Raw genomic sequence first — 16,424 nt, 5'->3', positions numbered from 1 at the left:
TCATCTGCTTATCAAATTCAATCAGATCATTCGCTGTCCTTGCTGCTGCCAAGGGCAGCTTTCTTTTTCCTCGGCTTTGATTTGTTCTCCCGGAGGATAACGGCGTCCTTGCCATAGGCTTTCAGCAAAAGCCCATATTCCTCTAAGAACTGCCGTTCCCGCAGCGTTAGGCTTCCACAGTCGTTCTGTTTTTCCAAAAGGTAATCATAAACCGCTCTTTGCAGCTTCTTGTGGATATTCTTTCGGAGCTTTCTAATGTTTCGGTCTGTCTGTCCCCGTATCATACCCACCTGTATGGTGCTGTACTGCCGGATGGACAGGTAATACAGCACTTCCTTCTGATCAATGGTAAGGCTGCGTATCAGCTCAGAAATAAATGAGCTTGCAACCAACTCATGCAGTTCATAGGGGCAAGAAAAAATGATATCCAGAAAATTGCCGCTGGCAAGCTGGCGGTATCGTGGCAGATTCAAATACAGCGGAATCATCTTCGGATTGGGAACTGCCATGTATTCTAACGGAACATCTCCCCGGAGATTTTCATGGTCACGCTCCCGTCGTTCCCGATTCCGATCCAACCTGTCCCATTCGCTGACAACGTATCGAAAGTCGTCCTCTGTTCTTGCAGCATCCTCCAGCCGTGCCAACGCCTCTGCCCGTATCTGGCGCTTTAAGCGTTTTTCGCTGACAGGAGCAGCTTCTTCCTCTTCGTCCTCCAGTTCTACGGTGTAGTCCCTTGGGTTTTCGTCCTGCTCCAGCTCTCTTTCCAGCTCTAAGGCTCGTTCTTCGGAGAGGATTTCCTCTAACTGCTCGTTTTGTATCGTCAGATCGGAGGCTTCATCCCATTCGGTTAGGTCATCACCGTCATCCGGGAACAGGAGAAATGTTCTATTTTCATCTGTCATGACCTCACCTCCGAAAATTTTTTGAATTTCTTTCAAAAACAGTTCCGATTTACACCCCGGATTTCTCCTATTAGTGAGAGGGTAATCTGATAAGCGGTTATTTAGGTTACTTTTTCAACCCGTATCAAGAGAAAGGAGGACGCAAGTTGCGGTAGCTTTATGAAACATGACACAAGATGCCACCGACTTACATCAGTCGGAACCACCATTAGTATATCAAACGAACATGAATTTTTCAAGGAGGAACGCTATGGATAAAAACAAACAGGCACAGTATATGATAAGACGTATTGGCGGCACCACCTACAAGGTGAGAGTCGCTTTCAGTGAAAGTGGGAAAGAGACAATGGAGGATAAAATTTTACGAATGATACGCAACGAAGTAGTTACAAACGACGGAACTTGTGATATAATTGGTGTACCACAAATGAGCCGTCAGTCTGAAAGGAGCGCATCATGAGCATCATTCAGACTGAGGACAAGATCACCGCCTTATACGAACGACTTTCCCGTGACGATGACCAGATTGGGGATAGCAACTCCATTGTGAATCAAAAGAAATACTTGGAGGGCTATTGCGCACAGCAGGGGTACACAAACTTTGCCCATTACACGGACGACGGATTCTCAGGCGGCACATTTGAAAGACCGGCATGGAAAAAGCTGGTGGCAGACATTGAAGCTGGCAAGGTGGCTCGTGTGATCGTAAAGGATATGTCCCGAATCGGACGTGACTACTTGCAGACCGGCTTTTACACGGAGGTTATGTTCCGTCAGCATGGCATTCATTTTATTGCCATCGCCAACAGCGTGGACAGCAACGACCAGAACAGCAATGAATTTGCTCCGTTCCTCAACATCATGAACGAGTGGTACTTGCGTGATCTGAGCCGCAAGCAGAAAACCGCTATCCGTGTGAAGGGGGAATCAGGCAAGCCTACCACCAACAGTGCCATCTACGGCTATAAGAAAGACCCGAACGACAAGCACCATTGGTTGATTGACGAGGAGGCCGCCGCCGTTGTGCGGCGCATCTTCCGTCTGACCATCGAGGGAAAAGGCCCCTATGACATTGCCAGAATCCTTTTTGAAGATAAGGTAGAAGCTCCGGCGGTCTATTTTGCAAGGAAAGGCATTGGCGTTTGGAAAAGTAAGACCGAGTTCGCATATCCTTATAACTGGAGCGGCTATATTGTGGGGCAGATATTGTCTAAGCCTGAGTATATGGGGCATACGGTCAATTTCCGTTCCCACAAGCTGTCATATAAGGACAAGACCTCTATTCCTAATCCCAAGGAGGACTGGCTGATCTTCGAGAACACCCATGAGGCCATTATCGAGCCGGAAACATGGGAGCTTGCTCAGCAACTGCGGAAAACGCCACGGCGTATTGATACCATAGGCGAAGCCAATCCCCTGACCGGGCTTTTATACTGTGCGGACTGCGGCGCAAAGATGTATAATCATCGTTCCAGAGGCGGTACAGAAGGCACTCCGTATCCGTCGGATTTCTTTGACTGCTCCTCTTATACACTGGCACATCAGAAGCATGGAAAGGACTGCTGCGGGCACTATATTACCACTAAGTCGCTGCGTATCCTTATTTTAGAGACAATCCGCACTGTCAGCCAGCTTGCCATAGCAGATCGGGAAAAATTCACCGAGAAGATACGAGCCGCTTCACAGGTCAGGCAGGTGGAGGCGGCCAAAGATGCCAAACGAAAGCTGAACAAAGACCGTAAGCGCCACAGTGAGCTGGATACGATCATTAAAAAGCTCTATGAATCCTTTGCCGTAGGCCGAATTTCTGAGGAACGCTTTGACAGCCTGCTTGCTGAGTACGAAGTCGAACAGAAAAACCTTTCCGCACAGATTGCAGAAACGGAGGAAAGCCTGACGAGCTATGAGGAAGATACTGCCCGTGTAGAGCAGTTCCTTGCTTTGGCAGAAAAGTACACCGATTTCTCCGAGCTGACTACACCGATGATCAATGAATTTATTGATAAAATCATCGTTCATGCCCCGGAGCGCATCGACGGGGACAGAACGCAGGAGGTAGAAATCTTCCTGAAATTCATCGGAAAGTTTGAACTTCCTGCCCCGGAGCTGACAGCAGAGGAAATCAAGCGGCAGGAGCAGCTACGCCAGCATCGCATCAAAAGCCGGGAGCGCTATCAGTTGATTAAGGCCGGGAAGCACACCGTTGGGCAGCCTTTTCAGCTAACCTGTAAGTGCTGCGGTCAGGGATTTGAATCCAAAAGCTCGGCTGCTATGTTCTGCGGACCGAATTGCCGGGCGAAGTTCTACCGGCAGGAAGCGGCAGAAAACAGGCGGCGTGACTGCACTTGTGAAAACTGCGGTAAGACCTTTTCCACCACAAGAAGCAATGTCAAGTATTGCAGTGATGAGTGCCGATATGAGGGGCATATCAAAGGCCAGCGGGTTCGCAATGCAGCGAACAGGAAGGAAAAACTGGCAGCGGAGACAGTTACCTCTCCGGCTTAATATTTCCAATAAAACAATAAATTTTGAGGAAGCGGTTTGCCTTATATCAGGGCAAGCCGCTTTTTCTACGCAAAGGAGGACACATGAATTTATTCGAAACCGTAAAAAACAACGTCAGCCTGCGGGAAGCGGCACAGGCGTATGGCCTTGAGGTCAACCGGCACGGCAAGGCGCTCTGCCCCTTTCACAATGACAGACACCCCAGCTTGTATGTGGCAAACGACCATTATTATTGCTTTACCTGCGGAGAGCATGGAGATGTCATTGACTTCACTGCAAGGTTGTTTGATCTCAAGCCCTACGACGCAGCCATGAAGCTGGTGATAGACTTTCATCTTGACCCGGACAAGCCGCCCAGCGCAGCGGCACTCAATGCAAAGCGTATCCGAACAGAAGCACAGAAGCTCAAAGAAAACGAGCGTCTGTGCTTTTCTGTTTTATCGGACTATTACCGTTGCTTGGAGGAATGGAAAGCATACTATGCGCCGCAAACGCCGGATGAGCCAGTCCATGATTTATTCGTGGAAGCCTGCCACAAGCTCAGTCAGATTGAATATGAACTGAACATTCTCACCTTTGGTGACAGCTATGAGCGTCGGGAAATTGTACAGGACTGGATGACGGATGGTGAAATCATAGCACTAAAGGAGCGTCTGGAACAACTGCGAAAGGAGGAAACCTATGGACGAATTGAATACCCCAATGGTTATGCCGCCTGAAGAAAGCATTCCCGATTGGTATGATGGAAAACGCATCAACGAAGTGCTGTTTTGTCAGCAGTTCTTAAAAAAGCATCCCATGAAATGTGTCAGAGGAAGGCTGTTCACAGTGGATGGACTGATTGAGGACGAGGCGCAAATCGGCAATCTCATTCTGGAGGAGATCTCCGGCTGTCTGACCTCCGGGCTTTCCAAGGTGGTGGCAAATCTGCTGGCCAGTATCAAGCTGCAAGCCTATTCGCCGCCCCTGCCCATCGAGACTGACCGTATCCATGTGGCAAACGGGACACTCTTTCTGGATGGGCGTTTCACCGAGGACAAAAGCTATTGCAACAACCGTCTGAGTGTGGCCTATCTCCCCGATGCACCGCCGCCTGTGCGCTGGCTGCAATTTTTATCCGAGCTGCTTGTCCCGGAGGACATTCCCACCTTGCAGGAGTATATGGGCTACTGCCTATTGCCTACCACAAAGGGGCAGAAAATGCTCCTGATGATTGGTAAGGGCGGCGAAGGAAAGAGTCGAATCGGACTTGTAATGCGCTCCATGCTGGGAGATAACATGAATACCACCAGCATCCAGAAGGTAGAGAACAACCGTTTCAGCCGTGCAGACCTGGAAAACAAGCTGCTGATGGTGGATGACGATATGGATATGAGTGCCCTGCCCAAGACCAACTATATCAAATCCATCGTGACCTCAGAGTGCAAGATGGATATGGAACGCAAGGGTGTTCAAAGCTATCAGAGCCAGCTTTATGTCCGCTTTCTTTGCTTCGGCAACGGCGCTTTAACCGCTTTGCACGACAAGTCAGACGGCTTCTTCCGCAGGCAGATCGTGTTGACCACCAAGGACAGGCCAGCAGGACGAGCCGATGATCCATTTCTGGTGGATAAGCTGACACAGGAGCGTGAGGGCATCTTTTTGTGGTGTCTGGAGGGTCTGCGGCGGTTGATTGGGAACGAGTATCAGTTCACCATCAGCGATAGAGCCAAAGAAAATATGGAGACAGTAAAGCGCAGCAGCAACAATGTGATCGAGTTTTTGCAATCCGAGGGCTATATCCGCTTTAAGGCCGACAGCGAAGCCAGCTCCAAGGCTATCTATGAAGCCTATCTCCGCTGGTGCGAGGACAACGCACAAAAGCCTATGTCAGCAAATCGTATCAGCTCAGAGCTGGCCCAGAATGAACGGCTTTATAATGTGGAGGCTACCAACAATGTGTACGCAGCCGGAAAGCGGGTGCGTGGATTTATCGGAGTGGAGGCGATGAACTTGCTTCCTTATTAAATATGAGAACTGGACTTCAAAACTGCCGTACATGCCGTACACGATGTACGGCAGTTCTCAACTCCGTTTTCAAAAAGCTATTTTACCGCAAAATCAGCGTTCTTTATGTGCAATGTGCTGCGATTACCGCATTTTCTTGCGGTATAAACAGCGATTTGACAAAGCAAACGCAAAATCCAAAGACCAATCGGTGTACAGCGGCGTACAGCACTGGCGTTTACCGTACAGAGCCGTACACAAACAATCTATTTTCAAGGCCGCACAGCGGCAGAAAGGACAAACTATGAACTATATGAACAATAACCCTATAATCATCGGCATCGACCACGGCTATGGGAATATCAAGACTGCACATTGCTGCTTTCCTACGGGCGTGATCATCTCTGACAAGGAGCCGACCTTCAAAAGCAATCTGCTTGTCTACAACGGCAGCTATTACACCGTGGGCGAAGGTCACAAGGAGTTTATCTCTGACAAAATGACAGACGGTGACTACTATATTCTGACCCTTGCTGCCATTGCAAGAGAGCTGAATATCCGCAAGCAGACCTCTGCCCGTGTGCATTTGGCGGCGGGGCTCCCTCTTACTTGGGTCAGCGAACAGAAGGATAGCTTCAAGGCGTACCTGTTGCAGAATGAAATGGCGGATTTCATTTTCCGTGGTGTCAGCTATCATGTGGAGTTTGCCGGAGCGGACATCTTCCCGCAGGGCTTCTCCGCTGTGGCGGACAGACTGCGGGGATTCAAGGGCATCAATATGCTTTGCGACATTGGCAACGGAACGATGAATGTCATGTATATCAACGAGCGCCGTCCGCTATCTCAGAAGTGCTTCACGGAGAAGTACGGGACAAACCAGTGCATGATTGCTGTCCGGGAAAATCTCATGCGGCAGTTTGGCGCATCGGTAGATGATACGATTCTGGAGCGTGTGATTCGCTTTGGGACGGCAGACATCAGCGAACGCTACCTAACTGCTATCCAGAACACAGCGAGGGATTACACCGCAGGCATCTTCCGCAGACTGCGTGAGCATGAGTATGACCCGGAACTGATGAGGCTCTATGTTGTCGGCGGTGGAAGCTGCATGGTGAAGAATTTCGGAGAATATGATGCCAGCCGGGTGATGATCAATGATGACATCTGCGCCACAGCCAAGGGCTATGAGCTGCTGTCTGCACAGAAAATGCAAAAGAAAGGCGATCTTGTATGAAGCAAATCTACACAACAACACTTCGGCTGAATCTGGAGAACGAAGCAGACCGCAGGGCGTGGGAGCATTTGCAGAGCCTTGACAGGCGAGAATATCGTTCAGTCAGCAAGGCAGTCGTTTCGGCGGTCAACGCTTACTTTGACCGTAGCAAGCAGCTTGCCGATGATCCCTATCTGGAAACACGGGAGAAGGAGGACGCTTTCCTCAGCCGGATCGAGGATACCATCTCACGCAGCTTGCAGAGCTGTACGCCGGTAAGCCTTGGCGGTATCCTACAGCTTATGCAGAGCGCACAGCCTGCCGCTGCTCTTGTTTCGGAGGAAACCGAGGAGGACATTTCAGCTGCGCTGGATTTTGCAGACGGCTTTTGAAATTACTTTTCTTGATTTTACTACTATGTTGGTGGCAATACAATCCGTCTTTGCTACCAAATTGGCAATTCTCAGAATGAGGAAAACAATTTACCATCAGTTCTGCAGGGAGTTGGTATCTGTGTGATACCAGTTCCCTGCTTTTTACTATCACGAAGCCGCCCAGCGGCAGAAAGGAGCCAGATATGGCAAATAAAAAGATCATGACCAAGGAAGAATTGCAGGCCAAGCACCGATTGGAGGAGGCACAAATGCGGGATCGGGCGAAAGAGCGAAAGGCCCGTACCAGACGCTTGATTCAGGAGGGCGCTGTTTTGGAGAAAGTATTTCCAGAGGCTCAGCAAATGGAGCTTGAAAAATTAGAGGACTTGTTATATGAGAAGCTACACTAATCTGCGAGGGGCGTTCCGGGCAACCGGGGCGTCCCTTCCTTTTTTATCCCGAAGGGCGCACTTACTCACCACCTGCGAAGCAGGCGGTGGTATCCCTTCCGTTGGTCGGGCTCGTGCGCTCTTCACGAACTGTCCATCGGACACTTCTCCAGAGAGGGCAGGAAATGCCGCAAGTCAGCATTCCCTGTGCAGTCGGCGCTTCTGCTGATGCAGAGATTGCTGCTTGTCGCACCAATCCGGCAGATACTCTGCCCGCCTCCTGCCTGCGAAAACCTGCCACCGGCAGCTTTATCGCAGATATGGGCAGCAATGCAGCCCATTTTCTCTTTGCAAAGAGAAACAGAAACCAAGGGGTGGCGTTTTACCACCCCCTCACAAAATACGAATCGAGGTGAACGCAAATGGCAATTTACCACTTGGAGGCAAAGGTGGTCAGCCGGGGAGCCGGACGCTCCGCCTGTGCAGCCTCCGCTTATCTCAGCTGCTCCCACATCCTCAATGACTATGACGGAGTACAGCACGATTACACCCGAAAGCAGGGGCTTGTGTGGCAGGAGGTATTCCTGCCGGACATGGCCCCACCCGCATGGCAAGACCGAGAGGTTCTCTGGAACGCCGTGGAGGAAAACGAGAAAACCAAGGACAGCCGCTTAGCCCGTGAGTTTGTGGTAGCCCTGCCCATAGAGTTGTCCCTAGAGCAATGGCAGACGCTGTTGACGGACTTCGTACAAAACCAATTTGTCGCAGACGGGATGTGCGCCGATCTGGCAATCCACGATCCTGATCCACCGGGTCATAATCCACATGCCCACATTCTCTTGACGGTGCGCCCGCTTGATGAAAGCGGCAAATGGCAATACAAAACGGAGAAGGAATATCTCTGCAGCCGTGACGGTGAGGAACGGGGCTTTACCGCTGCCGAGTTTAAGGCTGCACAGGCTGACGGATGGGAGAAACAGTACCAGTACAAGGTAGGCAGGAAGAAAGTGTATATGACACCATCCGCAGCTGAGGAACATGGATATGAGCGTGCCAGCAAGTATCCCAAAAGCACCAAATACGGGAGACAGAATCCCATTTCTGAACGCTGGAACAGCGAGGAACAGCTCCTTATCTGGCGCAAAGCATGGGCAGATGTGACAAACAAATATTTGGAGCGATACGGTCATGAGGAGCGCATCGACCACCGCAGCTTTGTCGAGCGAGGCATTGACGAGCAGCCCACCATCCACGAGGGCGTGATTGCCCGTGCTTTGGAACAGAAAGGTATCGTGTCCGACAGGTGCGAACTCAACCGTCAGATCAAGGCGGACAACAGGCTCCTGCGGGAACTGAAGGCGCAGTTCAAGAAAATTACGGAGGCGGTGAAGAACACGCTGCCCGCTATTGCAGAAGCGTTGGAAAAGCTGCGGGAAAATATGCTGATCTTCTGCTATCAGTTAGGGCATATCCGCAGCAGCAAGAAACAGATGACCGGTGCCTTGAATATTCTGAAGCCAAATCTGGCACAGTACCGCTCCCTTGTGCAGCAGATAAAGGAAACAACCAAAGAACGGAAGTCCCTACTGGCTGAAAAGAAATCCCTTCCTGCGATCCACTTTGTCAGGCACCGTGAGCTTGCCTCCAAAATAGCCGAGTTGACGGAAAAGTTAGAGGAGCTAAAAAGCGAAAAGGCTATGCTGCTTCATTCTCTGGAATACCCAGAGGACGCCACAAGCGATATCTTCCAGCGCCAGATTGACCGCTATGAAGATAATCTCAAACGGCTTGAGGCGCAGGAGAATAAGTATGCCGGAGAGCTGGAGGCTGCATTGTCTGAGTATGCCGAGCTGAAAGAGCAAGCTTCCGGCTTTGATTCCTTGCAGCTTTATCTGGAGCGGAAGGCACTTCGACCTGACAGAGAGAAAGCAGCAGCCCAACGCATTGAAGCGGCTTATGGCGACAAGTTCAGTTGGTGGTTGATGGAGAGTGGCCTACGGGATGTGTCTGGCTATCTTGACGAATATGCACAGGAAAAGACAATGGATCGAGAACTGCGGCAAAGGCGGCGATCGGAGCGGCTTGAGCGTAAGATGAAAAACAGAGATATGGAACGTTAAAAGTGCTGGAGGTTGAAACTTCAGGTGAAGTCTGTGACATAGGGGGATGGAGATAATCCCTATACGTCAAGCGTAAAATAAGCACCGGTATGGGTTTTCCATACCGGTGCTTGCAATATTTAATCGAATTCTATCACTTAAAATCAAAAGAGTTTTCCAACAACTTATCAAGTGCTGCCATCAGTTCCGCTCGAACAGCCTCTCTTTCACTTTCTCCGCCTGCATTTTCGATATAGATGGAATAGTTATCAAATGTGATATAGGCGTAATAGATCACAGTCTTAATTCCTTCGCTGTTTGCATTTGTAACGAAGTAGCCAGCTTTAACTGGCGTATCTCCAACCATAGATACATTTCCCTTGCCAATTACGGTAGTATCCATAAGATTGTTCCCAGACAGCGAAACAACAAATTTCATATCGCTGTAATGACCATCAAAGCCAACAAATGCTACATCGTCCAAGGTAAAGAGGGCATCTCCGGAAATCGGAAGATCACCGAAAATAGTCTGAACCTCATCTTTGGTCAATGCTCGTGCTTGCAAGTTCAAACTCAGAGCAGAGGCTACCGTATCTGCTTTAGTGAAAGATATGGTAGTTCCATCACCTAATGTAGCTGTTTCTGTACTTTTGCCGAATAATCCCATACTAAACACTCCCACCACGATTAGACAGAGACACGCAGCAATTGCCCCAAATTTCAGCCAAATGCTTTTTTGTTTCTTTGCCTGATAACTCGCCGTTTCTTCGATATGACGGCTACCAATGCCACCAACGGCGTCAGAGATGTTCTTTCGTGTCATAAATCATACCCCGCTTTCTGTAAATGATTTTTAAGTTTGCTTCTGATTCGGGAAAGGCGAACAGACACATTGTTATTTGTTGTACGAAGCCTCTTTGCAATTTCTGTAATGCTATCTGAGTACCAATACCTTGCTACAAACATAACCCTGCTTTCCTGATCCAAGCTGTCAAGGAAACGATCAATTTCCTGTGACAGCTCCTTTGCATCCACTTCCTGTTCAATAGTAGATGCAGAAGTTAGGCACTCTTCCAACTCATCAAGTGCAACATCATAGTAACTGTTTCGCTTTAGTGCAGTATTTGCGTGGTATTTTGCGGTAGCGATATTGCGGGTAATACGAAAAATATAGGTTCTGAGTGGGTCAGGTCTTTCTGGAGGAATTGCATTCCACGCAGCAAGGTATGTATCATTTACACATTCTTCTGCGTCGGGTTCGCATTTCAAAATGTTGTTTGCAATTCTTTTGCAAGTTGAACCGTATTTTGCAGCAAGTTCAGCTATTGCCTGCTCAGTACGAGCAAAGAACAGTTCAATGATCTTCACATCCTCTAACAAGGTATCCACCTCCTCACCTATGTACTATGGATCTGGCGGACAATCTTACAGAAGCGAGGGAAAATTTCACACCTTTATTATAGTACATTGCAATTCTATTTTCTATCGCCTCAGCAAAATCGTTTGGCACCAGTCGAGGTCGCTCGGCAGTCTGAAAATATGGTCCTTCGGTTTTGGTAGAGTTGCTCGCAGCAGAGGAGGCGTAACAAAAAATTAAAGGTAGCTGCCCGGACAGAATGGGTTGGGTGGAAAAATAAATAATATCCGAAACAGGATGACGGAAATTGTTAGCGCCGAGTTAATTCGTACACAGTTAGTGTTTAAGTGTTTACAAACAGCCCATTGATATTGTTCGTTTGTGCGTATATAATATATATAACTATTTGATGCGGAGGTAAACTATGTTTGAATACATGACAGTACAGGATGCGGCTAAACTTTGGGGAATATCGGTGCGTCGTGTTCAAAAGCTGTGTGAGGAGAATCGCATTGATGGAATTGTTCGGCTACCTCGTGCATGGCTAATTCCCCAAGATGCCCAAAAGCCGGCTGATGGAAGATATAAACAAAATAAAAATGAATTTATAGCTGACAACAAGGAGAACACACGATGAGTAAATTGTTATTAGTGGAGGATGACCAAAGTATCGTATCCTCATTATCAGACTATTTAGGAAATGAAGGGTTCAAAATCGAAAATGCTCCCGGTCAAAAAGAAGCAATAGAAAAATTGGATAGCGACCAATACGATATAGCCTTGGTGGACATTCAATTATCAAACGGAAATGGTTTTTCTGTTTGTTCTGCAATTAAAGAAAGAGGAACTATGCCAGTTATTTTCTTAACGGCTTCTGATGATGAATATAGTGTTGTGGCTGGGTTAGATATGGGGGCTGACGATTATATCAGCAAACCGTTCAGACCAAGAGAACTGCTTTCAAGGATCAACAGCGTATTAAGGAGAACTAAGAACACACAAAACATTATCAGTTACCTCGACTTAGTTGTGGACACAAATCAAGCAACCGTATCAAAGAATGGGAAAGAGATTTTGTTGTCTGCTATGGAATATAAGTTGCTGTTAGTCTTTTTGCGTAACAAAGGTATTGTCCTTTCTCGCAGAAGATTGTTGGAGCTTTTATGGGACACTACTGGGGAGTTTATCAATGATAATACATTGACTGTCTATATGAAAAGGCTACGTGACAAAATTGAAACCAATCCGCAGGAGCCGGAAATCATAATTACCGTTCGTGGGCTTGGCTATAAGGTGGGTTGATATGGACTTTATCAGAAATAAAGAAGTTAAAAGGCAAATTGTTGTCAGCAGTATTCTTATTCTATTTTGGGGCGGCATTGGCATTATCGTTGATAGCAAAGCTGTGTGGATTGTTCTGTCGGCTATCATTTCATCCAGTGCAGTTTCCCTCTTTTTCACATATCAGAGATACAAGAAAATTGCTGATTTTAGTTTGCATATTGATAGGCTGTTACATGGAGATGAAAAAATTTCTTTTGGGCAGTTTCAAGAAGGTGAGTTATCTGTTTTACATGATGAAATATCCAAGATGACAAGACGGCTTATTGAACAGGCAGAAGCTCTGAAAATGGAGAAAGGTAATTTGGCAAATGCTTTAGCCGATATTTCACATCAATTAAAAACACCTTTGACATCGCTGAATATCTTAAATGCTTCTCTGTGTAATGAGGAACTGACTGACGAAGAAAGGTATGAGCTGATCCGCGAACAGACTATGCTCTTATCAAGAATGGAGTGGCTGATAGCCACACTTCTGAAAATATCCAAGCTGGATGCAGGAACGATTACTCTAAAGCCACAGGCGGTATACTTAAAAGATGTGGTAGAAAAAGCAATTCGTCCTCTGGAGATTGCGGCAGAATTAAAAATGCAGACAATCACGCAAGTGATTCCGGCAGAATTAAAACTATCTCTTGATACTGATTGGACTGCTGAAGCCTTGGGGAATGTAATCAAAAACTGTATCGAACATTCACCAGAGGGCAGCACTATCGAAATCAAGGCAATAGAAAGACCTCTTTTGACACAGATCATTATAGAGGATAGCGGAACAGGTTTTCAGGAAAAAGACATCCCCCATTTATTTGACCGATTTTATCAAGGAAGTGGCTCTACAATCGGTAATGCCGGTTTGGGGTTGGCTCTGGCAAAGACGATCATTGTCAATCAGGGTGGTGTCATCCAAGCGAAAAATCGGGAGTCAGGCGGTGCAAAATTTGAAATCTGCTTTTATCGGGGGACTGCTTAATGCAGCCCCTTTTTAAGTGACATTTTTGTAATGAAAAAGTAATGAAGCAGTCACTTGGCTTTGCTATACTGAATTGCAAAAATATATGGAGGAACTTTTTATGGAGATATTAAGAGTAGAGAATATCTGCAAAACCTATGAAATGGACAATGCTCCTGTCCATGCTTTGTCAGATGTTTCTTTTTCCGTCGATAAAGGAGAGTTTGTTGCAATCATTGGAGCATCTGGGTCTGGCAAGTCTACCCTGTTGCACATTTTAGGTGGTGTTGACAGACCGACTTCGGGAAAAGTATTTGTGGATGGACAGGATGTTTATGAGCAAAATGAAGATGAATTGGCTGTATTCAGAAGAAGGCAGGTTGGGCTTGTCTATCAGTTTTATAATCTGATCCCGGTTTTGACTGTCGAGGAAAATATCACGCTGCCGATTCGATTGGATGGGCGTAAAATCAATCAGGAGCGTTTGAAAGAACTGCTATCCACACTCAAACTGGTAAAGCGTAGAAAGCACCTGCCAAGTCAGTTATCCGGCGGTCAACAACAAAGAGTGGCAATCGGACGAGCGTTGATTAACGCACCTGCGATTATCCTTGCGGATGAGCCAACGGGAAATCTGGACACGGAGAACACAAGGGATATTATGAAACTTCTGCGTGAATCCAATGAAGTCTATCGCCAGACAATGATCCTGATTACCCATGACCGTGAAATCGCAATGCAGGCAGACCGTATTCTGGAAATTCAGGATGGCAGACTTGTGAGGGATGAGGTGATACGCTGATGAATATGATTTTCATGCTTACACTCAGGAATCTGTTGTCGAATAAAAAGCGTACCCTACTCACACTTTTAACCATTCTTTTGTCAATCAGTATGATAACCGCTATTCTCTGTGGGGGATGGTCGTTGGTTGATTTTTTGAAAGAGAAAGAAAAAGTGTATGGTGGCGATTATGACTACTACATGGAGGATTTGACTTGGGAGCAGGTTCAAGAGCTATATAGTCAAAACAATGTAGGCGAAGTTTCGCTTCTCCGCTTTGCCGGAAACAGTTTTTACGGGGAGAAATCCAACAGTACAATGCTCTCCGTTGGCGAGATTGACGAGAACTTTACCCAAAGATTTTCGTTAAATCAGTATTTGCTTGCAGGGCGTTTCCCGCAAGATGAAAATGAGATTGTTATTTCAGAATCTTTTTTGAAGAAAAACAACATGAATACAGAGATTGGAGATACGATTTCTTTAACTCTTGGTTCAAGAATTTGGGATGAATATAATGCCCAGCTTTCCGGGCTGACAAATTATAGGGGCGAAGAAGAAAGCTTCGTTCCAACAAAAGAGAAAGCGTATGTAGTTGTTGGTATTCTGTCAGATGTGAATGACTCAAAAATCGCAGCAAACTATAATGCCTTTGCAGGTGTTGACAAAACGGCATCCGATTTTGCTGCGTATGTCAAGGCAAAGAATTTATCCAATTCGATCTATACAGAAGCCGAAGAAGTGGCTGCGGCAGTAGACAGTCATGTAGCAAAGTTTCATTCGGAATTGTTAGTCTATCATGGAATTACCGGGGGTAAAGGAGCTGCAAAACTGATTGCTTTGGTGGTCATGGTCGTTTGTCTTTTGATGGCTGCATCTGCTTCAATGATCAGCAACGCCCTCTCCATTTCCTTACAGGAACGAATTAAGCAGATGGGAATGCTATCCAGTATTGGAGCCACAAAAGGGCAAAAACGCCTTAGCGTATATTTAGAAGCCTTCCTTTTGGGAGTGGTGAGCATACCCTTTGGATTGGTTGTTGGTATCCTGCTATCTGCTCTGTTATTAAGTGTGGTCAGGGCAGCTTTTGGAGAAACATTCACTTTTGGCATCGTAGAACTGTCCTTGAAGGTAAACGGATTGATCCTGCTCGTCAGCGGATTATCCGGCATTGCTTCTTTGTACTTCGGAAGTAGAAAGCCTGTGAAGCAAGCAGCTAAAATTACAGTTATTGAAGCGATCCGCCAGTCTAACAATGCGGTATCAAGAAAGAAATTCCGTGACGGAAAAATCGTTTCTTTGGTTTTTGGCATTTATGGTTCGTTAGCAGCAAAAAATATTAAGCGTAATCCAAAACGCTTCCGAGCGATTACCGGCTCTATTTTCTTGTCGGTGGTAATTGCCCTTTCCTTATATAGTTTCTCTGATTTTATGCTTTATCAGACATCCTTGGATATGAAGGAGGACGGTTCCTGTTATACTGATGTGATTTCGATGATTCAATACAAAGATATTCCTGTCGCAATCGGGGCATTATCGGATGAAAATATCACTGCGGATGTTTCCTATTCTTTTCAGCGATATATGACCGCTGAATTTTCGCAGGAACAAATCAATCCTGATATGCAAGGATATTTTATCAATGGTACGAAAGCAGAGGTATATGTCGTAGGATTGGACGAAGAACATTTTGTCTCTTTTTGCGATGAAAATGGATTCAGTCTGGATGTGACAAATTTCAATCATGGAATTTTGCTCAATCAGACTATGGGATACTATAATTCGGCACAAAATCGGGTAATTGCAGGCTCACCGTTTCTTATTGAACCGGGAACAGAAATCATTCCGCTGGGGGCATCCGAGGATGCCTTGCCGATTATCGTGGAAGAAATCGTTTCAGAAGAAAATGCAAATATCCAATCCATGTTTGTGAGAGATCGAGCTGTCCTCATCGTGCCTTTAAGTTATTTTAACTTGCTGATAGATGATAACGCCTATGTGGAAATGAGAATACAGACAGCACAGCATAAAGAAGCAATGGAATGTCTGGCTGACAGAGGATTTCCGCAAACTGTGGACATTGCAGCCGCAACGAATAATTCCAGACAGGTATATACGATTGCAAAACTGGTAATCTGCCTGTTCTCGATCCTGATGACGGTTATTATCAGCTTGAATGTTTGTAACACTATCTCGAATACGATTCATTTGAGAAGAAGCGAATTTGCTGTTCTGCGTTCTGTTGGTATGACTGCCAAAGGATTAAAATGTACGCTATTGCTCGAAGCTGTTTTGTACGGCGTAAAAGCATTGGTTCTTGCGTTGCCTGTGAGCTTTTTGATTCATTGTGCTATCTACTACTTCATATCGTCGGGTATGACACCATTTGCTTTTTATATGAACGGCGGTATTTATGCTCTTGCAGTTATGGCTGTCGGCGCTATGGTATGTATCGCTATGCTGTTTGCTGTTAGAAGCGTATCAAAGGTGGAAATTGTAGAGGAACTGAAATTGAGCAATATGTAA

General features: G+C 46.6%; 17 protein-coding genes. 14 read left to right on the top strand and 3 right to left on the bottom strand.

Going from position 1 to position 16,424, the window contains the following annotated elements:
- Positions 1–26: 26 nt before the first annotated feature.
- The gene (locus tag MTP36_RS00530) at positions 27–905 is read right to left on the bottom strand and encodes a hypothetical protein (protein WP_055145300.1); all 879 of its coding nucleotides are present in this window, start codon (positions 903–905) and stop codon (positions 27–29) included.
- A gap of 250 nt (positions 906–1,155) precedes the next feature.
- Between MTP36_RS00530 and MTP36_RS00525 the strand changes: the two genes are divergently transcribed.
- The 9 genes from MTP36_RS00525 to mobQ all read left to right on the top strand — a co-directional run bounded on the left by MTP36_RS00525 (position 1,156) and on the right by mobQ (position 9,492).
- Positions 1,156–1,365, top strand: coding sequence for a transposon-encoded TnpW family protein (locus tag MTP36_RS00525; RefSeq protein WP_055145303.1), 210 nt, complete (start codon positions 1,156–1,158; stop codon positions 1,363–1,365).
- A complete protein-coding gene (locus tag MTP36_RS00520; protein WP_055145306.1) occupies positions 1,362–3,410 on the top strand; it encodes a recombinase family protein in 2,049 nt (682 codons plus the stop codon). Before MTP36_RS00525 ends, MTP36_RS00520 begins: the two co-directional genes overlap by 4 nt.
- An 83-nt stretch (positions 3,411–3,493) precedes the next feature.
- Positions 3,494–4,129, top strand: a complete 636-nt coding sequence (locus MTP36_RS00515) for a CHC2 zinc finger domain-containing protein (RefSeq protein ID WP_055145308.1) — start codon at positions 3,494–3,496, stop codon at positions 4,127–4,129.
- A complete protein-coding gene (locus MTP36_RS00510) occupies positions 4,092–5,417 on the top strand; it encodes a DNA primase family protein (RefSeq protein ID WP_330375650.1) in 1,326 nt (441 codons plus the stop codon). The genes MTP36_RS00515 and MTP36_RS00510 overlap by 38 nt, the downstream gene beginning before the upstream one ends.
- A gap of 283 nt (positions 5,418–5,700) precedes the next feature.
- Positions 5,701–6,630, top strand: coding sequence for a ParM/StbA family protein (locus MTP36_RS00505; RefSeq protein ID WP_055145311.1), 930 nt, complete (start codon positions 5,701–5,703; stop codon positions 6,628–6,630).
- Positions 6,627–7,001, top strand: a complete 375-nt coding sequence (locus tag MTP36_RS00500; protein ID WP_055145314.1) for a hypothetical protein — start codon at positions 6,627–6,629, stop codon at positions 6,999–7,001. Before MTP36_RS00505 ends, MTP36_RS00500 begins: the two co-directional genes overlap by 4 nt.
- Positions 7,002–7,204: 203 nt before the next feature.
- Complete coding sequence (locus MTP36_RS00495) at positions 7,205–7,393, top strand: hypothetical protein (protein ID WP_055145756.1); 189 nt, start codon at positions 7,205–7,207, stop codon at positions 7,391–7,393.
- A 164-nt stretch (positions 7,394–7,557) separates the two neighbouring features.
- Entirely contained in the window at positions 7,558–7,788 is a 231-nt protein-coding gene (locus MTP36_RS00490; protein ID WP_055145317.1) for a hypothetical protein, read from the top strand.
- A 6-nt stretch (positions 7,789–7,794) separates the two neighbouring features.
- A complete protein-coding gene (gene mobQ, locus MTP36_RS00485) occupies positions 7,795–9,492 on the top strand; it encodes a MobQ family relaxase (RefSeq protein ID WP_055145320.1) in 1,698 nt (565 codons plus the stop codon).
- Between the two features lie 133 nt (positions 9,493–9,625).
- Here the strand turns inward: mobQ and MTP36_RS00480 are convergent, their stop codons facing one another.
- Both MTP36_RS00480 and MTP36_RS00475 read right to left on the bottom strand, forming a co-directional pair.
- The gene (locus tag MTP36_RS00480; RefSeq protein WP_055145323.1) at positions 9,626–10,294 is read right to left on the bottom strand and encodes a hypothetical protein; all 669 of its coding nucleotides are present in this window, start codon (positions 10,292–10,294) and stop codon (positions 9,626–9,628) included.
- The gene (locus tag MTP36_RS00475; RefSeq protein ID WP_055145326.1) at positions 10,291–10,851 is read right to left on the bottom strand and encodes an RNA polymerase sigma factor; all 561 of its coding nucleotides are present in this window, start codon (positions 10,849–10,851) and stop codon (positions 10,291–10,293) included. The genes MTP36_RS00480 and MTP36_RS00475 overlap by 4 nt, the downstream gene beginning before the upstream one ends.
- A 401-nt stretch (positions 10,852–11,252) precedes the next feature.
- Here MTP36_RS00475 and MTP36_RS00470 point away from each other — a divergent pair, with 401 nt between their 5' ends.
- The 5 genes from MTP36_RS00470 to MTP36_RS00450 all read left to right on the top strand — a co-directional run bounded on the left by MTP36_RS00470 (position 11,253) and on the right by MTP36_RS00450 (position 16,424).
- Positions 11,253–11,465 carry a helix-turn-helix domain-containing protein gene (locus MTP36_RS00470; protein ID WP_055145329.1) on the top strand — a complete coding sequence of 71 codons (213 nt, stop codon included), beginning with the start codon at positions 11,253–11,255 and terminating at the stop codon, positions 11,463–11,465.
- Positions 11,462–12,130 (top strand): response regulator transcription factor, encoded by a 669-nt coding sequence (locus MTP36_RS00465; protein ID WP_055145332.1) that lies wholly within the window; start codon positions 11,462–11,464, stop codon positions 12,128–12,130. Before MTP36_RS00470 ends, MTP36_RS00465 begins: the two co-directional genes overlap by 4 nt.
- A 1-nt stretch (position 12,131) precedes the next feature.
- Positions 12,132–13,139 (top strand): sensor histidine kinase, encoded by a 1,008-nt coding sequence (locus tag MTP36_RS00460; RefSeq protein WP_055145335.1) that lies wholly within the window; start codon positions 12,132–12,134, stop codon positions 13,137–13,139.
- A 100-nt stretch (positions 13,140–13,239) separates the two neighbouring features.
- Entirely contained in the window at positions 13,240–13,920 is a 681-nt protein-coding gene (locus MTP36_RS00455; RefSeq protein ID WP_055145338.1) for an ABC transporter ATP-binding protein, read from the top strand.
- Positions 13,920–16,424, top strand: coding sequence for an ABC transporter permease (locus MTP36_RS00450; RefSeq protein ID WP_055145341.1), 2,505 nt, complete (start codon positions 13,920–13,922; stop codon positions 16,422–16,424). Before MTP36_RS00455 ends, MTP36_RS00450 begins: the two co-directional genes overlap by 1 nt.

The organism is Faecalibacterium sp. I4-1-79 (assembly GCF_023347235.1).
GTDB lineage: Bacteria > Bacillota > Clostridia > Oscillospirales > Ruminococcaceae > Faecalibacterium > Faecalibacterium tardum.
The sequence above is the reverse complement of the archived record's forward strand: the minus strand, read 5'-3'. Positions and strand labels throughout refer to the sequence as shown.